Genomic DNA, 21,452 nt, shown 5'->3' on the forward strand with positions numbered 1-21,452 from the left:
CGTCGCTCATGCGCCCGGCCCCCTCCGGTCGTCCTGCGGCACGTCCTGCCCCGGCACCCGCGGGCCACCGAGCAGCTCGGCGGCCGCGTGCTGGAAGCGCAGCACCGCCTGCTCGGCGGCGCGCAGGTCGCAGGGGGCGCTCCACAGCATGCGGCGCGCCTTCTCGTACCGCTCCACCAGCAGGGTGTCCTCGGCGAAGCCGTGCCGGGCGACCTTCGCCTTGTACGCGTCGAGACGGCCGCGCAGCTCCGCGCGGACCGCCAGCGGGGCGGTGACCGCCGTCAACGACTCGCGGGCCCGCAGCAGTTCGTCCTCGGCCTTCTGCTCCAGGGCTTCCAGCAGCGGCGACAGCCGGTGCCACTGCGCCTGCCTGCGGTACTCGGCCGCGGCCGCCAGCTGCTCCTGCAGCACGGTCGGCGGTCCGCTGACGACCGGCACCTCCGTCGCCGCGATCTTCGCGAGGACCTCGCCGCGTGCCGTGCGTGCCTCGGCCAGCGTGCGGTCCGCGCGGCTGAGGATGTCCCGCAGCCTCACGATCCGCTTCTCGGCGTCCTGGCGGACCGTCAGCACCGCGTCGATCTCGCGCCGCACGTCCTCCAGGGCGCGTGCCTCACGGTCGTACACCGTCGTGTCCGGTCTGCCGCCGCCCGGCGCCGAACTGCCCTCCGCGGCCAGCCAGAACGCCAGCGGGTCCGAGACCACCTGCTCGCGCAGTGTGGTCAGTATCCGCGTGATGCGCTCCAGGTCGTCACCGGCCGGGTGCTCGCCGGGGCGCACGCCGACGGAGTGCGCGAGGCGGCGGGTGCGCTGGAGTTCCGCCGCGAGCAGGTCGATCCTCGCCGGCAGCGCCGACCAGACCGCGTCCGCGGCGACCACCATGTCCAGGCTGGTCGCGTACAGCTCGTTCATCCGGTCGACGAGGGTGCTGAGCGAGTAGCGCTCGCTCAGCTTGGTCGGACCGCCGTGCAGGGTGGGGGCGTTGGCCGTCGCCGCGGCGCTGCCCGCGACCGTGACGGACTCGCCGTTCAGCAGTTCCGTCAGCTCCACGAGGTCCTCGCGGCTGGACCAGCGGCGGCGGGCCCGGATGTCGCGGGCGGAGCGCAGCGCGTCGGTGTACGCGTCGAAGTAGGTCCACAGCAGCGTGATCGACGCCTCCGTGGACGTCCAGCGCTCCCGGGTGACGCCGGTCAGCTCGGCGCCCTCCAGGAGTCTGCGGCCCGCGTGGTCCTGGAGGGCGAGGAGCGAGGTCTCGATCGCCTCGTGTTCCGCGCCGAGCCGCGCCAGCGCACGGTCCACCTCGTCCCGGTCCATCACCGGCCCGGTGGGTCCCGTGGCGCCCATCGATCACCTCTCGCTGCGGTCGTGCCCGTCGGGGCGTGTCGTCGTGGTCCGGTCGTGCGCCGGTCGTCAGCTCGTGCGGAGGTACTGCGGTGCCGGGGGTTCCGACTTCTTCGCATCCTTGCCCAGTGTTGCCGACAGCCATTGGTCGTACGACGCCTGCCAGCCGTTCGCGGTGTCCTCGCGGTAGTCCACGAGGATCCGGTTGACCCGGCGTACCAGATCGTCCGCGTCCTTCTTCATCGCCACGCCGTAGTACTCGGCAGTGAAGGGGTCACCCTTGAGCTGAACCGTCGGATCCTGCGCGGCCTGGCTCGCGGCGAGCGCGCCGTCGGTGACCACGGCGTCGACCTCGCCGAGCTGGAGCCGCACCAGACAGTCGAGTTGGTTCGGGACGGTGGTGGATATGTCGGTGCTGGCGGGCAGTTCGCCGGCCTTCTGGTCCGCCTCCAGCGTGGAGTACGCCGTGGAGCCGGCCGCGGTGCAGACCTTGCGGCCGGCGAGCGTGTCGTCGTAGCCCTTGACGGGCGAGGACTTCGGGGCGAGGACCTGCTGGCCCGTCTGGAAGTAGGGCGCGGAGAAGGCGACGTCGGCGATGCGATCGCAGTTGATCGTCATGGTGCGCACGACCATGTCCACACTGCCGTCCTGGATCGCCGGGATGCGCTGGTTGGTGGGGATCGCCTTGAACTGGACGGCGTCGGGGTCGCCGAGGATGTCCTCGGCGATGCGGTGGACCAGGTCGATGTCGAAGCCCTCGAGCTCCGCGGTCTTGCCGCTGTTGGGGTTGCGGTAGCCCCACCGGTAGCTGTTCTGGTCGACGCCGACGACCAGCTTGCGCTTCTCGCCCTCGCGGTTCTTGATGGCCCGGATGGTGTCGCCGTCGGCGGACGAGGGGGAGAGGGTCTGCTTCTCGGGGGCCTCGCAGTCCTCCTCCGCGCCGGTCTCGACGGTACGGGTGGTCGCGGTGGCGCTCTGGGCGGTCCTCGTGCTCGTGGTGAGCGGCAGGCACAGGGCCACCAGCGCCACCAGGGCGCAGACGACTGCCATCGCGGTCACTCCGCCCCAGCCCCTGAGCGTGTCTCGCACGGTCGTTCCTCCCTTCGCCCCTGGCCTGTTCATCGGTACTCCGACAGCCTGCGGCCGATGCCCACGACCGCGCCCGCGGCGCCCAGCACCGCCAGTACGGCCGCTCCCGCCGGCATGCCCGTCAGCGCGTCACGGCCGTCGCCCGCCGCGCGCTTGAACTCCGTCTCCTCGTGCGCGAGTGCCGTGCGCAGGTTCTCGTCGACGCTGTCGAAGCACTCGCCGGTCGCGCCCTTGGCGCCGATGACCCGGTCCAGCGCCTGCTGGTAGTTGCCGTTCTCGTCCTGCTCGCGGGCCGCGCCGTGACGCTTCTGCCACTCCTGCATGTTGCCCAGGGCGGCGGTGAGGGGGCGTTCGCCCGCGGAGTCGTCGGCGAGCTTCCCGGCCGCCGCCAGGTGGGTGGCGAGGGCCTTGATGTCCCTGCCGAAGTCGTAGTCGTAGGCGTCGTACGTCTCGTCGCCGACCTTCTTCGTCTCCGCGCCGCGGGCCACCAGCGTCAGGTTCTCGTTGCCCCGGGCCTTGAGGGAGGCGATACGGGCGTCGTGCAGGACGTTCAGGGAGCGGACGCCGTGGTCGAAGGAGTCGTTCAGGCCCGCGCGGGCCAGGGTGTGGCCGACGACCAGCCAGAGCAGGACGACCGTCGCGGTCGCGGTCGCGGCGACCAGGCCGTGGTTGAGGACCCTGTTCGTCCGCCGGTAGGTGCGGTGCTGGGCCCAGGCGAGGGCGGCCAGGGCGGCGAGGCCGAGGGCGATGGCCGCCCAGGGGTAGGGCGTGGCGGCCGCGTAGTCCGCGGCGAGGCGCTGGTTCTCCTTGGTGTAGAGGTCCTGTGCCGCCGGGAGCATCTGCCGCTGCATCTTCTCATTGGCGTAGCGGAGGTAGGCGCCGCCTACCGGGAAGCCCTGCCGGTTGTAGGTGCGGGCGCGCTCCACCAGGCCCTTGTACTCCGGCAGGAGCCGGTTGAGCTTCGCGATCGTCCGGGTGGAGGGGGAGTCGGGGTCCGCGTTCGCGGCGGCGTTGACGAGCTTCTCCGCGGCGGTGCGGATGTCCCGCTCGTAGCGGTCGCGGGTGGCGGCCGACTCCTGGCCGCCGGCGAGGAAGCCGCTGGAGGCGGCGGTGTTGGCGTCCGCGAGGGAGCGGTAGATGTCGGCGGCGTCCGAGCTGAGGGGCTGGCTGCGGGTGAGGACGTCGTCGGCGGCGGCCGCGCGGTCGGTCATCTGCCAGGCGGTGACGGCGCCGAAGGCGAGGACGAGGAGGGCCAGGAGGGCGCCGATGACGCGCAGTCGGCCCGGCTCGGTGGTGGCGGCCGAGCGGAGCTGGTCGACGCCCTCGGCGAAGGCGGTGCGGCGGGGGCCCGTGGGGGGACTGGAGGGCGCGGGGGTGTGTGCGCCGGGCCCGGTGGGGGGTGCGGGTGCCACCTGCGCCGGGACCGCCGGGAGGACGGGCAGGCCCGGGCCCGGTGGTGGCGGACTGCTCTTCGGCGTGTACGTCACTGTGACCTCCCCCATGGTCATCCGTCGACGCAAGTATCGCTGCCGGGGCCGACATCCGCACCGGCCTTGCCCCGATCTTGATCGGATCGCAGCGTGGCGCTCCGCCCCCAGGCGCCACGCCCCGTCATGGAACACGTACGGGGGGTTGGTTCGGTTCCCGAGCGGGTGGGTGGGGGCGCGCGTCCTCGCCTGCCGACGGGTGGTGGGGCGGGGACGTGTCGGGGGGTGTCCGTCCTCGGAACGGCGCGATGGACGTGCGTGCCGACTGACTGTTCGTTGACGCGCCAACCGCTGCGGGCGGACCCCCCGACCCGTCCCCTTCTCGCCGTGCGCGGGTGCGGGTGCGTGCGGACTTCCGCCCCCGCTGCGGGCAGTCGTGGGCGAGTTGCGCATCGCGCCGCCTCAGCCCCGGCGGGTCATACGCCGTAGTACCTCCGCAACCGGCCCTGTGCCTCCTCGCTCGCGTCCACCGCGTCCAGGCCCAGCAGCGCCGCGCCCAGGACGGGGCTCGCCGTCACCACGTGCGGCGTCGCCTTCGGGGCGCGGGCTGCCAGCAAGTGGGCGATGTGGTCGTTCAGTTGGGCGTGCCGGGCCGCCAGGACGCCGCCGCCCAGGAGGACCGGTGCCGGCTCGTCGAGGAGGTCCAGGCGGGTCAGGGCGACCACCGCCATGCCGACCACCTCCTCGGCCTGGCGTTCCACGATCGTGCGGGCGATCGGGTCGCCGCCGGCGGCGGTGGCGAAGAGGACCGGGGTCAGTTCGTGGCGGCGCAGCGCCGGGATGTGGTCCAGGTGCAGTGCCTCCACCAGGGCGTACACGGAGGGCAGACCGAAGTGGGCGGGGAGGGTGTGGGACAGGGCGGTGGGGGCGCCGCGGCCGTCCTCCGCCCGGGACGCGTGCCACAGGGCCTCCTCGGACAGGCCCCAGCCGCCGCCCCAGTCGCCCGAGACCCTGCCCAGGGCCGGGAAGCGGGCCGTGCGGCCGTCGGGGCGCATGCCCACGCAGTTGATGCCCGCGCCGCAGACGACCGCCACGCCCCGGGGTTCGGTCGCACCGGCCCGCAGGATGGCGAAGGTGTCGTTGCGGACCGTCACCGTCGTGCCCCAGGCGCGGGCCCGCAGCGCCGCGGCCAGTCGCTCCTCCTCCACCGGGAAGTCGGCGTTCGCCAGGCACGCCGACACGTGGGTGACCGAGGTGAGCCCCGCGGTGGCGAGGGCCTCGGCGACGGTCACGGCCAGATCGTCCGTCGCCGCGTCCACGCCCACGGCCGGCGGGCGGAAGCCGCCCCCGCGTGCCGTGGCGAGGACGTCCCCGTCCGCCGTCACGATCGCGACGTCCGTCTTGCTGTTGCCCGCGTCGATGGCGAGGACTCGTGCGCTCAGGCCCACGCGAGGTGCTCCCGGTTGTGTGCGATCAGCCGGTCGGTGAGCGTCTGGGCGTACGCGTACTGGCCGACGAGGGGATGGGCGAGCAGGGCGCGGAAGACGCGGTCCCGGCCGCCGTGCAGGGCGGCCTGGAGGGCCAGGTCCTCGTAGGCCGTCACGTTCGCCATCAGACCGGCGCAGAGCGGGTCCACGGGGGGCACGGGCAGCGGGGACGCGCCCTTGGACCCCACCGCGGCCTGCACCTCGATCACCGCGTCGTCGGGCAGGAACGGCAGCGTGCCCCGGTTGCAGGTGTTCACCACCTGGTACGGCGAGCCGCCGCCGCCCAGCAGGGCCGCCGCCAGGTCCACCGCCGCCTCCGAGTAGAAGGCGCCGCCCCGCTTGGCGAGCAGCTCCGGCTTCTCGTCCAGGGCCGGGTCCGCGTACAGCGAGAGCAGTTCGCTCTCCATCGCCGCCACTTCGGCCGCTCGAGACGGCTTCGTCCGCAGGTCCCGTACGACCTCGTCGTGCGCGTAGTAGTAGCGCAGGTAGTAGGAGGGGACCACGCCCAGGGTGTCGAGCAGGGGGCGGGGCAGGCGGAGGTCGGCGGCGATCGTGTCGCCGTGCTCGCCCAGCAGTTTCGGCAGCACGTCCTCGCCTTCGGGACCGCCCAGGCGTACGGCCGTCTCCCAGGTGAGGTGGTTGAGGCCCACGTGGTCGAGGTGGACGTCCGGCGGCGTCACGTTCAGCAGGGCGGCGAACTTGCGCTGGAGGCCGATCGCCACGTTGCACAGGCCCACCGCCTTGTGGCCGGCCTGGAGCAGGGCGCGGGTGACGATGCCCACCGGGTTGGTGAAGTCGATGATCCAGGCCCCGGGGTTGGTGCGGCGGACGCGGTCCGCGATGTCCAGGACGACCGGGACCGTGCGCAGGGCCTTCGCCAGGCCGCCGGCGCCGGTGGTCTCCTGGCCCACGCAGCCGCACTCCAGGGGCCAGGTCTCGTCCTGCTCGCGGGCCGCCTGGCCGCCCACGCGCAGTTGCACCAGGACCGCGTCCGCGCCGTCCACCGCCTCGTCCAGGTCGCCGGTCGTGGTGACGCGGCCCGGGTGGTCCTGGCGGGCGAGGATACGGCGGGCCAGGCCGCCGACCAGCTCCAAGCGGTCCTGGGCGGGGTCCATCAGGACCAGCTCCCCGACGGGCAGGGTGTCCCTCAGGCGGGCGAAGCCGTCCACGAGTTCGGGGGTGTAGGTCGAGCCTCCGCCGACCACGGTGAGTTTCATGCTGTTCAGCCCTTCACTCCGGTGAGCGTGACACCCTCGACGAACGCCTTCTGGGCGAAGAAGAACACGAGGATCACGGGGGCCATGACCAGCACGGTGGCGGCCATGGTGAGGTTCCAGTCGGTGTGGTGCGCGCCCTTGAACGACTCCAGGCCGTAGGAGAGCGTCCAGGCGCCCGGGTTCTCCGAGGCGTAGATCTGGGGGCCGAAGTAGTCGTTCCACGCGTAGAAGAACTGGAACAGCGCCACTGCGGCAATGCCCGGTTTCGCCATCGGGAGCACCACCTTCAGCAGGGTGCGCAGGTCTCCGCAGCCGTCCACCCTGGCCGCGTCCACGTACTCGTCGGGGATCGTCGTCAGGAACTGGCGCAGCAGGAAGATGGAGAACGCGTCGCCGAACGCCATGGGGACGATCAGCGGCCAGAGGGTGCCGGACAGGTCCAGTTGCTTCGCCCAGAACAGGTACATCGGGATGACGATCACCTGCGGCGGCAGCATCATCATCGAGATGACCAGCATCAGCGCGAGATTGCGGCCGCGGAAGCGGAACTTGGCCAGGGCGTAGGCGACGGGGATCGAGGAGACGACGGTGAGGACCGTGCCCAGGCCCGCGTAGACGAGGGTGTTCTTCCACCAGGTGAGGAAGCCGGGGGTGTCGAACACCTTGGTGTAGTTGCCCCATTCCCAGGTGTGCGGGATCAGGTCGCGGCTCAGCGCCTGGCTGTCGCTCATCAGCGAGGTGAGGAGGACGAAGACGAAGGGGAGGGTGAAGAAGAGCGCCGCCGCGATGCCGAGCGAGTGGATCGCGATCCATTCCAGCAACGCCCTGCGGTGGGCCGTGCGTTGTGCGGGTGAGGGCGGGGCTTTCAGCGCCGGGGGCGTGTCGAGCAGCTGTGTCATCGTTCACCTGCCTGGATCAGGCCGCCCCTGCGGCGCATCAGAAGTGCGGTGAAGGCCATGGAGAGGGCGAAGAGGACCAGGGCCACCACACAGGCCGAGCCGTAGTCGAAGCGCTGGAACCCCAGGTTGTAGACGAGTTGGGGGAGGGTCAAGGTCGACTTGTCGGGGTAGCCGGGCTCGAACAGTGTGCCCGCGCCCTGGATCACGCCCGAGGCGACCTTCCCGGCGATCAGCGGCTGTGTGTAGTACTGCATCGTCTGGATCACGCCCGTGACGACCGCGAACATGACGATCGGTGAGATGTTCGGGAGCGTCACGTAACGGAAGCGCTGCCAGGGGCTCGCGCCGTCCAGTTCCGCCGCCTCGTACTGCTCCTTCGGCACGTCGAGCAGGGCCGCCATGAAGATGACCATCAGGTCCCCGATGCCCCAGAGGGCCAGCAGGGTGAGGGCCGGCTTGGACCAGGCCGGGTCGTTGAACCAGCCGGGGGCGGGCAGCCCGGCTCTCTCCAGGAGCGAGTCGACCGGGCCCGTGCCGGGGTTGAGGAGGAAGGCGAAGGCCATCGTGGCCGCGACCGGCGGGGCCAGGTAGGGCAGGTAGAAGAGGGTGCGGAAGACACCCGTGGCCGTCCTGATCCTGGTGATCAGCAGGCCCACGCCCAGGCCGAAGACCACCCGGAGCGTGACCATCACGACGACCAGCCACAGGGTGTTGCGCAGGGCGGGCCAGAAGAGGGGGTAGTGCTCGAAGACGTACGCCCAGTTCTTCGTACCCACCCACGCCGGCGGCTTGAAGCCGTCGTAGCGCATGAAGGAGAAGTAGACGGTGGAGATCAGGGGGTAGGCGAAGAAGACCGAGAAGCCGATCAGCCAGGGGGAGAGGAAGGCGAGGGTGCGCAGGGCCGAGCGGCGGTGTTTCGCCCGCAGCGTGTGGGTGCTCATGGGCTACTTCGCCTGCGCGATGTCCGTGTCGATCTGCCGGGCGGTCTGCTGAAGGCCCTTCTTCAGGTCGGTCTCCTTGCCGCTCTCGTAGGCGTAGCCGAACTCCTGGATGGTCGTGAGGTAGACGCCGCCGTTGACGGAGGCGGGGGACGTGGTGGAGTCCGGGTTCGCGGCGATCTCCAGGAACGTCTTGAAGCGGGGGTCGTACGTCAGCTTCGGGGACTTCAGGGCCGCCAGCGTCGAGGGCACGTTGTGGATGGCGTTGGAGAAGTTCACCACCGCGTCCGTGTCCGTGGTCATGTACTTCACCAGCTCCCAGGCCGCGTTCTGCTTCCGGCTGGTCGCGGCGATGCCGGCGATGGTGCCGGTGATGTAGCCCTTGCCGTACTGGTCGGCCTGGTCGTCGGGGACGGGCAGCGGGGCCACCCCGATCTCGAACGCCGGCTTGGCGTCCAGGGCCATGCCCAGGCGCCACTCGCCGTCGAGCTGCATGGCGACCTGGCCGGTGTGGAAGGGGTGCTTGGGGCCCCACTCGTCACCGAGCTTCGAGCGGTACGTCTCCAGCCTGCGGTAGCCGCCGAGTGCGTCGACCAGCTTCTTCTGCAGCGTGAACGCCTTCTCGAACGCGGGGTCCTTGCCGACGTTCGAGGTGCCGTCCCGGTCGAAGTAGGTCGGGGAGAACTGGCCGAGGTAGTGCTCGGTGGTGGTCTCCCAGCCGTGGTAGTTCGGCATGAAGCCGAGCTGCTGGTACGTCTCGCCCTGACGGATCGTCAGCTTCTTCGCGTCCTTCTCGAACTCCGACCAGGTCTTCGGCGGGGCGGTGATGCCGGCCTTCTTGAACGCCGTCTTGTTGTAGTAGAGGCCGTACGCGTCGCCGAGGAGGGGGACCGCGCAGCGGTTGCCTTCGAACTGGGTGTACTCGTTCATCGCCTTCGGGAAGGTCTTCTCCGGGTCGATGCCCGACTTCTCGAAGAACGGGTTGAGGTCCACCAGGGCGCCCGAGGAGCAGAACTTGCCGACGCTGTTCGTGGTGAACGAGGAGATGACGTCCGGGGCCTTCGCGCCGCCGGTGCGCAGGGCCTGGTTCATCTTGTCGTCCGTCATGTTGCCGACGACGTCGACGTGGAGGTTGGGGTGCGCCTTCTCGAATCCCGCGACCAGGTCCTGGACGGCCTTCACCTCCGACGGCGCGCTCCAGGCGTGCCAGAAGGTGAGGGTCGTCTCCTTGGACGCGTCGTCGCTCGCACCGGCGCCGGACTGGCCGGTGCACGCGGTGGCGAGGAGGGCGAGGGAGGCGGACGCGGCGAGCGCGATGGCTGCTTTTCTGGATGTTCCGGGCATGACGGAGCTCCCTGAGGACGGGGGAAGAGGGGGAGACGGGAAATGCGGGGAGGAGGTGGGGTCAGCGGGAGGTGTCGAAGACCTCGTCGCGCGTCGTCGCGAGCGCGCTCTCCAGGGCGCCGCGCAGCACGGGGTGTTCACGGACGTCACCCACGACCAGGCGGGGGCGGGAGGCGGCCAGCTCTTCCAGTTCGGCCTGGACGAGGGCGCGCAGCGGCTCGCCGCCCGAGGTGAGCAAGGCACCGCTCAGCACGACGAGTTCCGGGTCGAGGACCGAGACCAGCGAGGCCAGGCCGGTGGCCAGCCGGGTCGCGTAGGCCTTGAGGAGGTGCCGGTGGGCGTCGTCCTCCGACCGGGCCGCCCTGGCCAGCAGCTCGGCGGCGGCCTCGGCGTACGCGCCCTGAGGGATGTCCTCGATGCCGAGCTCGGCGGCCAGCCGGGGAACGGCCTGCGAACCGGCGAGTTCCTGGTAGCCGCCGCTGTTGGCCTTGGTGACCTGGCGCACCAGAGGGGTGCCCGGCACCGGCAGGAAGCCGACTTCGCCGGCGCCGCCGGTCCAGCCGCGGTGCAGCCGGCCGCCCAGCACCAGGGCGGCGCCCAGACCCTCCTCGTTCCACAGCAGCACGAAGTCCGAGTGGCCCCGGGCCGCGCCGAGGCGCTGTTCGGCGAGCGCGACCAGGTTGACGTCGTTCTCGTACTCGAACGGCATCGGCAGGGCGGCGGCGAGCTCGTCCAGCAGGGTGGGGGAGTGCCAGCCGGGAAGGTGGGAGGCGTAGCGCAGCCGGCCGGTGGCGGGGTCGAAGGCGCCCGGGGTGCCGATGACCAGGCGGCGGATGTCGTCCCGGGCGAGGCCCGCCGCCTTCACCGCGCCGTCGAGGGCGTCGGTGACCTGCTGGACGACCGGGGTGCCGGTGCGCCGGCCGGGGGTGGGCAGCTCGTGGCGGCCGACCGTGCGGCCGGTGATGTCGGCGACGGCGGCGCGGATCCGCTGGGGGGTGACGTCGAGCCCGGCGGCGTGACCGGCCGCCGGGTTGACCTCGTAGAGCTGGGCGCTGGGCCCCGGCCGGCCTTCGGTGGTGCCGGTGGCCAGGACGAGGCCCGCCGCCTCCAGGCGGGCCAGCAGCTGGGAGGCGGTCGGCTTGGACAGGCCGGTGAGCTTGCCGATCCGGGTGCGGGAGAGCTGTCCATGCTCCAGCAGCAGGTCGAGGGCGGCCCGGTCGTTCATGGCGCGCAGGACGCGTGGGGTGCCCGGCGTGCCGGCGGTTCCTGCCATGCGTGTCCACACCTGCCCTTCGGCTGCTCAGCTTCTCAGTGATCAGGCGGGGAAGTCCATCGGGGCCGTTCCCTTGCGATCATGGCTCGAGATCATTGTTAGGAAAGTTTCCTATCGATGGGAGGAAGGTAGGCCCGGCGTCGCACGGGCGTCAAGAGGGGACGGCCTGTCGTGGGCCGGCGGGCCGGACCTGCCTTCCCGGCATCCCTGCCGGACATGCCGAGAGGGCGGTGTCCGGCAGAACCGGACACCGCCCTCTTCCGTCAGGGGTGCTGCTGCTTCGTGGTGCTCTTTCGTGGTGCTGCTTCGTGCTGCTACTTCGTGGTGCTCGTCGGGGTGGGAGGAGTGAGCGGGGACGCCGCCGCCGACTGCGGGGACGCCGTGTTCGCGTACACCGACGGCGCGGCCATCCCCGCCGTCGGGTCGGCGGGCTGTTCCTCCGGTGCGGCCGTGGCGCCGCCGACGATCCGGATGTCCGCCGCGTCGAAGGCCCGCTTCACGCGCCAGCGCAGCTCGCGCTCCACGGTCAGGGACTTGCCGGGCATCGTCTTGGCCGTGACGCGCACGACCATCGAGTCCAGCAGCACGCTGTCCAGGCCGAGGACCTCGATCGGGCCCCACAGCAGTTCGTTCCAGGGCTCCTCGGCGCTCATCTTCTCGGCGACCTCGTCCAGGGTGGCCTTCACCTTGTCCAGATCCTCACCGGCGTGGACGGTGACGTCGACGTTGGCGGTGGCCCAGCCCTGGGAGAGGTTGCCGATGCGCTTGACCTCGCCGTTGCGGACGTACCAGATCTCACCGCCGTCGCCGCGCAGCTTGGTCACGCGCAGGCCCACCTCGATCACCTCGCCGGAGGCGACGCCCGCGTCGATCGTGTCGCCGACGCCGTACTGGTCCTCCAGGATCATGAAGACGCCGGACAGGAAGTCCGTGACGAGGTTGCGGGCGCCGAAGCCGATCGCCACGCCCGCGACACCGGCCGAGGCCAGCAGCGGGGCGAGGTTGATCTGGAAGGTGCCGAGGATCATCAGCGCCGCGGTGCCGATGATCAGGAACGACGCCACCGAGCGGAGCACCGAGCCGATGGCCTGCGAGCGCTGCCGACGGCGTTCGACGTTGACGAGGAGCCCGCCGAGCGCGCTGCCGTCCACGGACGGGACGGTCCGGTTCATGCGGTCGATCAGCTTGGTGATCGCCCGTCGCACGAAAACCCTCAGCACCGCGGCTATCACCACGATGAGCAGCACCCTCAGGCCGATCGCGAGCCACGTGGACCAGTTCTGCTCGACCCAGCCCGCGGCGTTCGTCGCGCTCTCCTGGGCGTCCTGGAGCGAGGGCACTCTCGGGGACTGGGTCTCCGAGGGGGTCGGCGACGGTGACGGGTCGGCGGCCATCAGGACGGCGTCCGCGAGGGACAGGGACACGGCAGGTACCTCCAGGTGCAACGGTCCGCCCCGGTGTGGTGGTTCAGGGGGTCGAGGTCACGACTGGGTCACCGAAGGGGCAGAACCACCACACTAACGGGGCATTGTGTGTGCTCTCGCGGAATGTGTGAAGGAGAGACCGTGCTCACCTGGGCTTGAACCGGCCATGGTCCGGGGGATGAATGGGATGTGGTCGAAAACACTCCCAGCCCGTTACGGGGACATGGTGGCGCTTCCACCAGGCATGAGGGGAGACTGACTACGAATCGTCCCGGCGCGAGCCACGCGCCGCCGGCGTCCAAGGAGGCATCCGTGCCGCATGTCCTGGTCCTCAACGCGTCGTACGAGCCACTCGGCGTCGTACCGCTCCGCCGCGCGCTCGTCCTCGTCCTCGAGAACAAGGCCGTCTGCCTCGAGGAGTCCGGCGCCTATCTGCACAGCGCGACCGTCACAGTCCCCGCACCCAGCGTGGTCCGGCTCAAGCGATTCGTCCGGGTTCCCTATCGGGGGCCCGTTCCTCTCACCCGCCGGGCGCTGTTCGCCCGCGACGGGGGCCGGTGCATGTACTGCGGTGGCGTCGCAACCAGCGTCGACCACGTCATCCCGCGCAGCCGCGGGGGCAAGCACGTCTGGGACAACGTGGTGGCGTCCTGCCGCCGCTGCAACCACGTGAAGGCCGACCGGCACCTCTTCGAGATCGGCTGGCGCCTGCGGCACAAACCCGCCCCGCCGTCGGGCCTGGCCTGGCGCATCATCGGGACCGGCCATAGGGACCCGCGCTGGCTGCCGTACTTGCAGCCGTACGGCGCGGACGACGCCATGGCCCGGATCGACGGCATTTCCGCCTGACGAGGATCCGGGCCTTCGTACTGCCGCGTACGGTGAGCCGGCCCCGGGAGTCCCCTGTTCCCCCGGGGCCAGCCGGTCATGGGCCGGCCGGGGCGGCGCTCACGCGTACCGCAGCTCCGCCGGCCGCACCGAGCGGCCCAGCAGCGGCAGTGAGGTCGCCGCGGCGAGCAGACAGCCGGCGTAGACGGCGACGGGCACCAAGGCCGCCGCCCACGGGAACGGGTGACCGGTGAGCAGCGCGTACCAGGCGGCGACGGCCGTCCCGCCCAGGCCCGCGAGGAGCACCGCCGGTGCCAGCGGCAGCGCGGTCTCCAGCAGCAGGGCGCGGCCGAGGACCGCGCGCGGGACCCCGGCGGCGACCTGCGCGGCCAGACCGCGGCGGCGGGTGGCCAGGGACTCGGCGGTGCCGACGGCGAGGCCCGACAGCGTGATCGCGAGGGCGACCGCGATGGCGACGCTGGTGAGATCGAGGCCGGTGATGTAGTAGTCCGGGCTCTCGGAGAGCTGCTTGCCGGAGCGCACTTCGGCGAGGAGCACCCCGCGCACGCCCATGAAGCCGCCCCCGACGACCGTCACCAGCAGCACCGCCGCGTGCGTACGGGCAGCCGCCCACGGGTCGTCACGCAGCCGCTCCGCCGCGATCAGCGCCGCCGCCGAACGGGCGCGGGTCGCGAGGGCCCGTCCGGTCATCTTGGCCACGGCCCCGGAGAGCCACACCGCGCCCGTGCCGACCGCGAGCACCACGCCCACCATCATCAGCGGCGGCCCGGCGTACGGCCGGTTGGGGGCGGCCGAGGACGCGCCGAGCACGGCGACCAGCGCCACCGCCCCGACCAGCACGACCCCCGCCAGGAACAGCAGCCCCGGCCCCCGCCCGGTACGCGGCCCGACCCTGCGCACCCAGCCGAGCGGTGAGGCCACCACCCGGCGCAGCGCCAGCGCGCCCGCCGCGGCCCCCAGCAGCGGCACGCCGACCGCGACCAGCGCGATCCCCGCCCAGGCCAGGACGGTCGGCCGGTGCCACAGGCGCAGCAGGAGCAGCACCGAGAAGGCGGTGGCGACCGACGAGCCCAGCAGACAGGCCAGACCGGTCTCCAGCGCGGCGATCCGCCGCACCTGCCAGGGTGCCGCCCCGGCCAGCCGCAGCCCGGCCAGCCGCCGGTCGCGGTGCACCGCCCCGATCCGGGCGCACTGGCCGAGGAACCCGAGCACCGGCACGAGCAGCAGCAGGAGGCCGGCGGCCACACCGGACCGGGTGCCCGGCTCGTCCAGCAGCCCGGCGGCGACGGGCACGTCGTAGCCGCCGCGCAGCGACGCCAGGGCGACGGCGCTCAGCGCGAACCCGGTCGCGAGCGCCGCCCCCGTCGCCGTCAGGGCCACCCGCCACCACTCGCCGCGGTCGGAACCACGGGTCAGGTCCCAGGCCAGGCGCAGATCTGTTCCCAGTGACGTCACGCCGTCACCCCCAGCGCGGTCACGGCGCCGTCCCGCAACTGGACCTCGCGGTCCGCGTACGCGGCCACCTGGGCGTCGTGCGTGATCAGCAGGACGGCCGTGCCCGCGTCGCGGGCCGTGTGGACGAGGGCCGTCATGACCTGCTCGCCGGCCAGGGAGTCCAGCGCGCCCGTCGGCTCGTCGGCGAAGACCACCCGCGGGCCGGTGACCAGGGCCCGGGCCAGTGCTGCCCGCTGCGCCTGGCCGCCGCTCAGCTCGCCCGGCCGCAGGTCCTCCTGGCCCCGCACCCCGAACCGCTCCAGCCACTCACCGGCCCGGGCCCGGGCCTCGGCCCGGCCGGTGCCCGCCAGCAGCAGGGGCAGGGCGGTGTTGTCCAGGACCGTCAGCTCGGGGATGAGCTGGCCGAACTGGAACACCACGCCGAACTCGGTGCGCCGCAGCTCGCTCAGCCGCTTCTCGGGCAGGTCCTCGAGCCGCCGGCCGTCATAGGTCACCGAGCCGGCGTCCGGGCGGACGATGCCGGCCAGGCAGTGCAGCAGCGTCGACTTGCCGCTGCCGCTCGCGCCGGTCACGGCGAGGATCTCGCCGGCGTGCAGCTCGACCGAGGCGCCGCGCAGGGCCGGGGTCCGGCCGTGCGCCTTGGTGAGGCCGGTGGCCGAAAGGAGGGGCACGGGTCTGCTCATGCTGCGTCGACCTCCGCGGTCAGGGTGGTGAGCCGGGCCGCCGTGGTGCTCATCCAGCGGAGGTCGGCGTCGAGGTGGTTGAGGGCGTAGTCCGCCGAGAGCACGGTCGCCAGATCGGCTCCCCCTGCGGCTTTCAGGGCCGTCAGCTCCCGCATCCGCTCCATGTGCGCGGCGCGCTGGGCGCTCAGGTACCGGGCCGGGTCACCGCCGGAGAGGATCGCGACCACGACCTTGGCGAAGATCTCGTTGGCCACGAAGGGCGCGGGCGGTGCGATCTCCCCGGCCCAGCGGGCCAGTTCCCGCGTCCCCTCGTCGGTCGCCCGGTACGCGGTGCGCTCCGGGCCGCCGTCCGAACCGGTGCCGTCGACCTCGGCGAGGCCGTCCCGCACGAGGCGCTGCAGGGTCGTGTAGACCTGCCCGTAGGCCAGCGGGCGGGCCTGCGGGAAACGTTCGTCATGACGTCGCTTGAGGTCGTAGCCATGGCTCGGACCTGTCGCGAGCAGGCCCAGCAGGATGTGGCGGGTGCTCATGGCGATCATTATGTACTGAGTACATGTACTGAGTGAATAGTGGACGGCGGGAAATGTCGAGGGGGGGACTTCCCGGGGTTCACTCCGAGACCGCGTACGCCTCCGCCGACCACAGCGAATACCCGTACTGCGTCGCCCGCCGGTCGCCCTGCACCCGCACGAAGCGCACGTCCCGCTCGTCCATCGGGACGCTCTCCCGGCCGCCCCGGCCGTTCCGCACGGTGGCGGCGGTGCGCCAGCGGCGGCCGTCCGGGGAGACCTGGACGCGGTACGCCGCGGGGTGCGCGTCCTGCCAGTGCAGCGCGAGACGGCCGAGCCGCGCCGGGCGGGCCAGTTCGACCTGCCACCAGGCGCCGTCGTCGACCGGGGACGACCAGCGGGTCTGCGGGTCGCCGTCGTTCGCCGCCGACGCGGGGAAGTCGGGCGTCTCGTCGCCCGAGGAACGGGCGGTGCCGCCGCGCGCCAGGTCGGGGCCGCCGGTGGGCGGGACGGCCCGGACGGTGAGCGTGCGGTCCGTCCCCGCGAACCCCAGCCGGATGTCGTACGACCGCAGCGGGGTGCCCCGCTCGACGGTCACCTCGACCGGGACCTCCACCGTCGTGCCGCGCCGCACGGTCAGCTCCCCCCTCGGCACCCGGACCCGGACGCCGTCGGGCGCCTCGGCGGTGAGCCTGCCGCGCACGTCGGCGGGGCGCAGCGACCCGAGCCGGGCGGTCAGCCGCTCGGTCCGCCCCGTCTCCACGTCCACCCGGTCGCGGGGCAGAGCCAGGGAGGTGGCGGGGGAAGCGGTGAACCAGGGGATGAGGTGGTGGACGCGGGACGGGTCGGGGCCGGTGACCCGCAGGGCGTCGGCTCGTACCGCGCACCGCACCTCGGTCGCACCGGACGCGTCCAGCCGCCCCGCCTCGCGCCAGCCCCGCCCCGGCACGTGCACCTCGACGGTCCCCTCGGTGCCGGGCTCGGTCAGGGCTGTCACGGCGGTCAGCGCCCGCGCCCGCGGCAGGCGCAGCGTGCGGCCGTCTCCGGGGTTGCGTGGCGGCTCGTGGTCGATGCCCGACCAGGCCGCGTACGACTTCTGCGCCCGCTGCAGGAACGGGTCCAGCACGCCCCTGCCGACCTCGACCGGCGCCGACTCCAGCCGGGCCCGCAGCGCGCCCAGCCCGCGGTACGCGGTCCAGGCCGCGGCCGCGTCCCCGGCGTGCTGCGCCTCCAGCATGCCGAGCGCGGCCGTGCCCGCCTCGCCGTAGCGGGCGAGCTGCTCCGACCAGGGGGCGACCTCGGCGCCGAGGCCCGTCCCCGACAGCCGCCGGGGCAGCTCGCGCAGCACGGTGAAGGCCTCGCGCAGCCGCCGAGCGGCGTCGTCGCCGGTGCCCGTGCCGCCCGCCGTGCGGGACTCCCAGTACGCCTCGGTCAGCGGGCGCAGATACGCCGACTCCCCGTCGTCCAGCACCGACGAGGCGTCGTTGCCGGCGAGGGCGGCCAGGGCCTGCTCGCGCCGCCGGTCCCCGCCCGCGAGGTCCGCGATCGCGGCGCGCCAGGACTCCCCGGGCCGGTAGGCGCGCGGGTTCCAGGCGTAGTCGGCGCTGGTGAACAGCGGGATGCGGGAGGCCTCCGGCTGCTGCATCGCGTTGGCCAGCAGTGCGGCCGAGCCGGTCGCGACGGCCGGTTCACGGCCGCGGTACGGGCCGAGGAAGATGCGGCCGGGGTCGTAGTCGTTGACCGGATAGTTGTCCATCGTGACCAGCGGGTGCCCGAACGCCCTGCGCGCTTCGGCCAGTTCGCCGCCCGTGATGGTGCGGGGCACGACCCCGACACCCGTCCACGCCACCTCGACGCGCGCGGCCAGCTCGCTCGCCAGGGCGCGCCGGTAGTCGGTCGTGCCGTCCTCGTAGTACTCGGTCGGCATCAGGGACAGACCGGCGGCGCCGGGGTGGCGCCGCGCCAGGTGCCGGGCCACCGCGTTCGCCACCCGGGCCTGCGCCCGCGCCGCCGCCTCGGGGCCGGAGCCGAACCGGTCGGCGTCCGCTCCGCAGTGCCACTCGCTGTAGCTGACGTCCTGGAACTGCAGCTGGAACGCCCGGAAGCCCAGCGCCCACATCGCGTCCAGCTTGCGGGTCAGCGCCCGCACGTCGGCGTCCGAGGCGAAGCACATGGCCTGCCCCGGGGCCACCGCCCAGCCGAGCGTGACGTGGTTGCGGCGCGCCCGCTCGGCCAGCTCCCGGAACCGGGCCCGCTGCGCGGCGGGGTAGGGCTCCCGCCAGCGGGCCTGCCGGTAGAGGTCGTCCCCCGGGGCGTACAGGTAGCGGTTCTGCTTGGTGCGCCCCATGAAGTCGAGCTGCGCCAGCCGCTGCCCGTGCGTCCACGCGGTGCCGTAGAAACCCTCGGTGATGCCGCGCACGGCGCTGCCGGGCCAGTCGCGGACGACGGCCGCCGCGATCGTGCCGTCGGGGCGCAGGAGCTGCCGCAGGGTCTGGACGGCGTGGAAGAGGCCGTCCTCGCCGGTGCCGGTGAGCAGGACCCCGCCCCGGCCCACGGTCAGCTCGTACCCGCCGGAGGGCAGGGCGTGGCGGTCGCCCGGGCGTGCGGGCTCCGTACGGGCGTGCACGGCCAGGGCGCCCGGTCCGGCCGTGTCGGTGATCCTTCGGGCCCCGGCCCGCCGCAGCAGCTCGCGCAGGGTCTGCACCGCGTGGGGGTCCGCCTGCGCGTCGGTGATCAGGGCGACCTCGTCGGGCACCGCGACCGGGGCGCCGTTCGCGCGCAGCGACTGCGGGCGCGGCCAGACGGAGAGGTCCGCTCCGGCGGTCTCGGGGGCCGGTGTCGCGGCCGGGCCCGGGGGAGAAGGCGCCGCCAGGGCGGCGGGCGGGGCGACGAGGCTCCCGGCGACGACGGCGACCGCGAGGGCCACGGTCCGCTTCCCACGCCGCAGTCCCACAGGCCCCCTCCAGATGCGCTCGACCGGCGGAACGAGCCCACCACTCGTCCGGTGAGGGTGTCAACGAGAGTGGCCTTTGTGTCGTGAATGCCGGAATCTTGACCGTGTGGAGGGGAGTGGAGTGTGAGCAGGAGCACGATGTCGGGCCCGGGGCGTCTGCCTTCGCGCCGACTGGGTAGGGCTGCCATGACCCATTGAGCAGAAACCGACAAGGAGGCCCCCGTGGCTGCGATGACTTTCCTTCCGCTCCCGGCCCCGTCCAAACCCGTGGCGGACCCGTCCGCCGACCTCGACGACCACCACGACGACCCGCGCTACTGCGTCTTCAGCTCCGAGAGCACCCACACCGAACTGCCGCTGACCAGCGAGCCCCCGCTGCCCGACGCCGAGCCCCTCACCAGTGAGCCGCCGCTCGCCGAAGCCGCCCCCCTGACCAGCGAGCCCCCGGCCTTCGTCCCGGACTTCACGAGGATGTAGATGACCGCACCCCGGCCGGCCGACCCGCCCTCCGAGGACCTGTCCCGCCTCGCCGCCCTGCACGGCGTCGCCACCTCCTACAGCCCGTCCCCGGACCGCACGGTCGCGGCCTCGGCCACCGCGGTCACCCTGACCCTGGCCGCCCTCGGCGTGGACGCGAGCACGCCCGGCGCGATCCGCGCCGCGCTCGCGGCCCGCGAGGAGGAACGGGGCGAACGGCTGCTGCCACCGACCGTCGTCGGCTGGGGCGGCAGCCCCCCGGCCGCCCTGACCGCGCTCCCCGCCGGAACCCGGCTGCGGATCGACACCGAGCAGGGCGAGAGCCGCACCGACGCGGACGGCCTGCCGCCCGGCGTGCACCGGCTGACCGCCACCGCCCCCGACGGCCGCACCGCCACCGCCCACCTGATCGTCGCCCCGCCCCGCCTGCCCACGCCCGCCGGACGCTCCTGCGGACTCCTCGTCCAGCTCTACTCCCTGCTGTCCCACCGCTCCTGGGGCATGGGCGACCTCGGCGACCTCGCCGAACTGGCCGGCTGGGCCGGACGCTCGCTCGGCGCCGGATTCGTCCAGGTCAACCCGCTGCACGCGGCCGTACCCGGAACCCCCACCGACCCCTCCCCCTACCGCCCCTCCTCGCGCCGCTTCCCCGACCCGGTGCACCTGCGCGTCGAGGACGTCCCCGAGGCCGCCTACGTCGAGGACCCCGCACGCCTGCGCGACCTGCTGGACAGGTCCGCCCGGCTGCGCGAAGCGGTGCTGCGGCAGGGCGCGCTGATCGACCGGGACGCGGTGTGGGAGCTCAAGCGGGAGGCACTGGAGCTGCTGGGCGAGGTGCCCCTCGGCCCCGGGCGGCGCGCCGCCTACTGCGACTTCCTCGCCGGGCAGGGCCAGGCCCTGGAGGACCACGCCACCTGGTGCGCGCTCGCCGAGGTGCACGGCTCGGACTGGCACCGCTGGCCGACCGGCCTGCGCGATCCGCGGTCCGCCGAGACCGCCCGGGCCCGCAACGGCCTCATGGACCGGGTCGACTTCTGGTCCCGGCTCGCCTGGCTCACCGACACCCAGCTGACCGCCGCGCAGCGCGCCGGGCGCGAGGCCGGGATGCCGGTCGGGATCGTCCACGACCTCGCGGTCGGCGTGCACCCCGGCGGCGCCGACGCCTGGGCGCAGCAGGAGTACTTCGCCGCGGGCATGTCGGTGGGCGCCCCGCCGGACGCCTTCAACGCCCGAGGCCAGGACTGGGGCCTGCCGCCCTGGCGGCCCGACCGCCTGGCCGCGTCCGGCTACGCCCCCTTCCGTGAGCTGCTGCGGGCCCTGTTCCGCTACGCCGGAGCCCTGCGCATCGACCACGTCATGGGCCTGTTCCGCCTCTGGTGGGTCCCGCAGGGCCACCCGCCCACCGAGGGCACCTACGTCCGCTACGACGCCGAGGCCATGCTCGCCGTGCTCGTCCTGGAGGCGTCCCGGGCCGGGGCGCTGGTGATCGGCGAGGACCTCGGCACCGTGGAGCCGGGCGTCCGCGAGGCGCTGCGCGAGCGCGGTGTGCTCGGCACGTCCGTGCTGTGGTTCGAGCGCGACTGGGAGGGCGACGGCCGTCCGCTGCCCCCCGAGAGCTGGCGCTCCGACTGTCTGGCCACCGCCACCACCCACGACCTGCCCTCCACGGCAGCCCGCCTGACCGGCGAGCACGTCGAACTCCGCGACAGCCTGGGGCTGCTGACCCGGCCCCTGGAGGAGGAGCGCGCCGAGGCCGCCGCCGACGCGGGGGAGTGGCTGTCCCTGCTCTCCCGGCTCGGCCTGCTGCACGGCACGAGCGGCGGCGGCGACACCTCCTCGGAGGAGGCGGAGATCCAGGCCGTCCACCGCTTCCTGCTGCGCACCCCGGCCCGCATGATCGGCGTCTGGCTCCCCGACGGCGTCGGCGACCGCCGCCCGCAGAACCTCCCCGGGACCTGGGACCAGTACCCGAACTGGCGCCTGCCGATCGCGGACGCGCAGGGGCGGCCGGTGACGCTGGAGGACCTGGCGGCCTCACCGCGCCTGCACGCGCTGATGGAGGTGCTCAGGGAGGACGGGTCGTGAGCCCG

The 21,452-nt window shown here is 73.2% G+C and carries 17 protein-coding genes; 3 read left to right on the top strand and 14 right to left on the bottom strand.

The genetic code is table 11. From position 1 onward, the window contains the following. Window positions 1-6: 6 nt before the first annotated feature. From ACFV20_RS24735 to ACFV20_RS24780, 10 genes are all read right to left on the bottom strand, one after another. Window positions 7-1,341 carry a hypothetical protein gene (locus ACFV20_RS24735; protein WP_385659786.1) on the bottom strand — a complete coding sequence of 445 codons (1,335 nt, stop codon included), beginning with the start codon at window positions 1,339-1,341 and terminating at the stop codon, window positions 7-9. Between the two features lie 66 nt (window positions 1,342-1,407). After that, window positions 1,408-2,388: a glutamate ABC transporter substrate-binding protein gene (locus ACFV20_RS24740; RefSeq protein ID WP_385659923.1), complete on the bottom strand. Its 981-nt coding sequence runs from the start codon at window positions 2,386-2,388 to the stop codon at window positions 1,408-1,410. A 68-nt stretch (window positions 2,389-2,456) separates the two neighbouring features. Beyond that, window positions 2,457-3,914, bottom strand: a complete 1,458-nt coding sequence (locus ACFV20_RS24745) for a hypothetical protein (RefSeq protein ID WP_385659788.1) — start codon at window positions 3,912-3,914, stop codon at window positions 2,457-2,459. 416 nt (window positions 3,915-4,330) lie between these two features. Continuing rightward, window positions 4,331-5,302 (bottom strand): N-acetylglucosamine kinase, encoded by a 972-nt coding sequence (locus ACFV20_RS24750; protein ID WP_385659790.1) that lies wholly within the window; start codon window positions 5,300-5,302, stop codon window positions 4,331-4,333. Further along, window positions 5,293-6,558, bottom strand: a complete 1,266-nt coding sequence (locus tag ACFV20_RS24755) for a 6-phospho-beta-glucosidase (RefSeq protein WP_385659792.1) — start codon at window positions 6,556-6,558, stop codon at window positions 5,293-5,295. Before ACFV20_RS24755 ends, ACFV20_RS24750 begins: the two co-directional genes overlap by 10 nt. A gap of 5 nt (window positions 6,559-6,563) precedes the next feature. Beyond that, complete coding sequence (locus ACFV20_RS24760; protein ID WP_385659793.1) at window positions 6,564-7,457, bottom strand: carbohydrate ABC transporter permease; 894 nt, start codon at window positions 7,455-7,457, stop codon at window positions 6,564-6,566. Beyond that, a complete protein-coding gene (locus tag ACFV20_RS24765; RefSeq protein WP_385659795.1) occupies window positions 7,454-8,398 on the bottom strand; it encodes a carbohydrate ABC transporter permease in 945 nt (314 codons plus the stop codon). Before ACFV20_RS24765 ends, ACFV20_RS24760 begins: the two co-directional genes overlap by 4 nt. 3 nt (window positions 8,399-8,401) lie before the next feature. Then, window positions 8,402-9,739, bottom strand: coding sequence for an ABC transporter substrate-binding protein (locus ACFV20_RS24770; protein WP_385659797.1), 1,338 nt, complete (start codon window positions 9,737-9,739; stop codon window positions 8,402-8,404). A gap of 61 nt (window positions 9,740-9,800) precedes the next feature. Further along, window positions 9,801-11,012 carry an ROK family protein gene (locus tag ACFV20_RS24775; RefSeq protein WP_385659799.1) on the bottom strand — a complete coding sequence of 404 codons (1,212 nt, stop codon included), beginning with the start codon at window positions 11,010-11,012 and terminating at the stop codon, window positions 9,801-9,803. A gap of 314 nt (window positions 11,013-11,326) precedes the next feature. Beyond that, the gene (locus ACFV20_RS24780) at window positions 11,327-12,406 is read right to left on the bottom strand and encodes a mechanosensitive ion channel family protein (protein ID WP_385659925.1); all 1,080 of its coding nucleotides are present in this window, start codon (window positions 12,404-12,406) and stop codon (window positions 11,327-11,329) included. Between the two features lie 342 nt (window positions 12,407-12,748). On the opposite strand from ACFV20_RS24780, the gene ACFV20_RS24785 reads away from it, so the two are divergent. After that, window positions 12,749-13,285: an HNH endonuclease gene (locus ACFV20_RS24785; RefSeq protein ID WP_086560153.1), complete on the top strand. Its 537-nt coding sequence runs from the start codon at window positions 12,749-12,751 to the stop codon at window positions 13,283-13,285. A gap of 99 nt (window positions 13,286-13,384) precedes the next feature. Here ACFV20_RS24785 and ACFV20_RS24790 read toward each other — a convergent pair whose 3' ends face one another. The 4 genes from ACFV20_RS24790 to ACFV20_RS24805 all read right to left on the bottom strand — a co-directional run bounded on the left by ACFV20_RS24790 (window position 13,385) and on the right by ACFV20_RS24805 (window position 18,885). After that, a complete protein-coding gene (locus ACFV20_RS24790) occupies window positions 13,385-14,740 on the bottom strand; it encodes an ABC transporter permease (protein WP_385659800.1) in 1,356 nt (451 codons plus the stop codon). Further along, the gene (locus tag ACFV20_RS24795; RefSeq protein WP_385659802.1) at window positions 14,737-15,423 is read right to left on the bottom strand and encodes an ABC transporter ATP-binding protein; all 687 of its coding nucleotides are present in this window, start codon (window positions 15,421-15,423) and stop codon (window positions 14,737-14,739) included. The genes ACFV20_RS24790 and ACFV20_RS24795 overlap by 4 nt, the downstream gene beginning before the upstream one ends. After that, window positions 15,420-15,953 carry a helix-turn-helix transcriptional regulator gene (locus ACFV20_RS24800; protein ID WP_385659803.1) on the bottom strand — a complete coding sequence of 178 codons (534 nt, stop codon included), beginning with the start codon at window positions 15,951-15,953 and terminating at the stop codon, window positions 15,420-15,422. The genes ACFV20_RS24795 and ACFV20_RS24800 overlap by 4 nt, the downstream gene beginning before the upstream one ends. A gap of 79 nt (window positions 15,954-16,032) precedes the next feature. Beyond that, window positions 16,033-18,885: a beta-N-acetylglucosaminidase domain-containing protein gene (locus ACFV20_RS24805; protein ID WP_385659805.1), complete on the bottom strand. Its 2,853-nt coding sequence runs from the start codon at window positions 18,883-18,885 to the stop codon at window positions 16,033-16,035. 222 nt (window positions 18,886-19,107) lie between these two features. On the opposite strand from ACFV20_RS24805, the gene ACFV20_RS24810 reads away from it, so the two are divergent. Both ACFV20_RS24810 and malQ read left to right on the top strand, forming a co-directional pair. Next, window positions 19,108-19,362, top strand: a complete 255-nt coding sequence (locus tag ACFV20_RS24810) for a hypothetical protein (RefSeq protein ID WP_385659807.1) — start codon at window positions 19,108-19,110, stop codon at window positions 19,360-19,362. Beyond that, window positions 19,363-21,447 (top strand): 4-alpha-glucanotransferase, encoded by a 2,085-nt coding sequence (gene malQ / locus ACFV20_RS24815; protein WP_385659809.1) that lies wholly within the window; start codon window positions 19,363-19,365, stop codon window positions 21,445-21,447. The last annotated feature ends 5 nt before the right edge of the window (window positions 21,448-21,452 follow it).

This window comes from Streptomyces sp. NPDC059696, assembly GCF_042733745.1.
Taxonomy (GTDB): domain Bacteria; phylum Actinomycetota; class Actinomycetes; order Streptomycetales; family Streptomycetaceae; genus Streptomyces.

What these genes read in the sequence shown, in the direction of transcription:
- ACFV20_RS24735 (WP_385659786.1), bottom strand. Translation starts at nt 1,341, where the DNA reads ATGGGCGCCACGGGACCCACCGGGCCGGTGATGGACCGGGACGAGGTG.
- ACFV20_RS24740 (WP_385659923.1), bottom strand. Translation starts at nt 2,388, where the DNA reads ATGGCAGTCGTCTGCGCCCTGGTGGCGCTGGTGGCCCTGTGCCTGCCG.
- ACFV20_RS24755 (WP_385659792.1), bottom strand. Translation starts at nt 6,558, where the DNA reads ATGAAACTCACCGTGGTCGGCGGAGGCTCGACCTACACCCCCGAACTC.
- ACFV20_RS24760 (WP_385659793.1), bottom strand. Translation starts at nt 7,457, where the DNA reads ATGACACAGCTGCTCGACACGCCCCCGGCGCTGAAAGCCCCGCCCTCA.
- ACFV20_RS24765 (WP_385659795.1), bottom strand. Translation starts at nt 8,398, where the DNA reads ATGAGCACCCACACGCTGCGGGCGAAACACCGCCGCTCGGCCCTGCGC.
- ACFV20_RS24770 (WP_385659797.1), bottom strand. Translation starts at nt 9,739, where the DNA reads ATGCCCGGAACATCCAGAAAAGCAGCCATCGCGCTCGCCGCGTCCGCC.
- ACFV20_RS24775 (WP_385659799.1), bottom strand. Translation starts at nt 11,012, where the DNA reads ATGGCAGGAACCGCCGGCACGCCGGGCACCCCACGCGTCCTGCGCGCC.
- ACFV20_RS24780 (WP_385659925.1), bottom strand. Translation starts at nt 12,406, where the DNA reads ATGGCCGCCGACCCGTCACCGTCGCCGACCCCCTCGGAGACCCAGTCC.
- ACFV20_RS24795 (WP_385659802.1), bottom strand. Translation starts at nt 15,423, where the DNA reads ATGAGCAGACCCGTGCCCCTCCTTTCGGCCACCGGCCTCACCAAGGCG.
- ACFV20_RS24800 (WP_385659803.1), bottom strand. Translation starts at nt 15,953, where the DNA reads ATGAGCACCCGCCACATCCTGCTGGGCCTGCTCGCGACAGGTCCGAGC.
- malQ (WP_385659809.1), top strand. Translation starts at nt 19,363, where the DNA reads ATGACCGCACCCCGGCCGGCCGACCCGCCCTCCGAGGACCTGTCCCGC.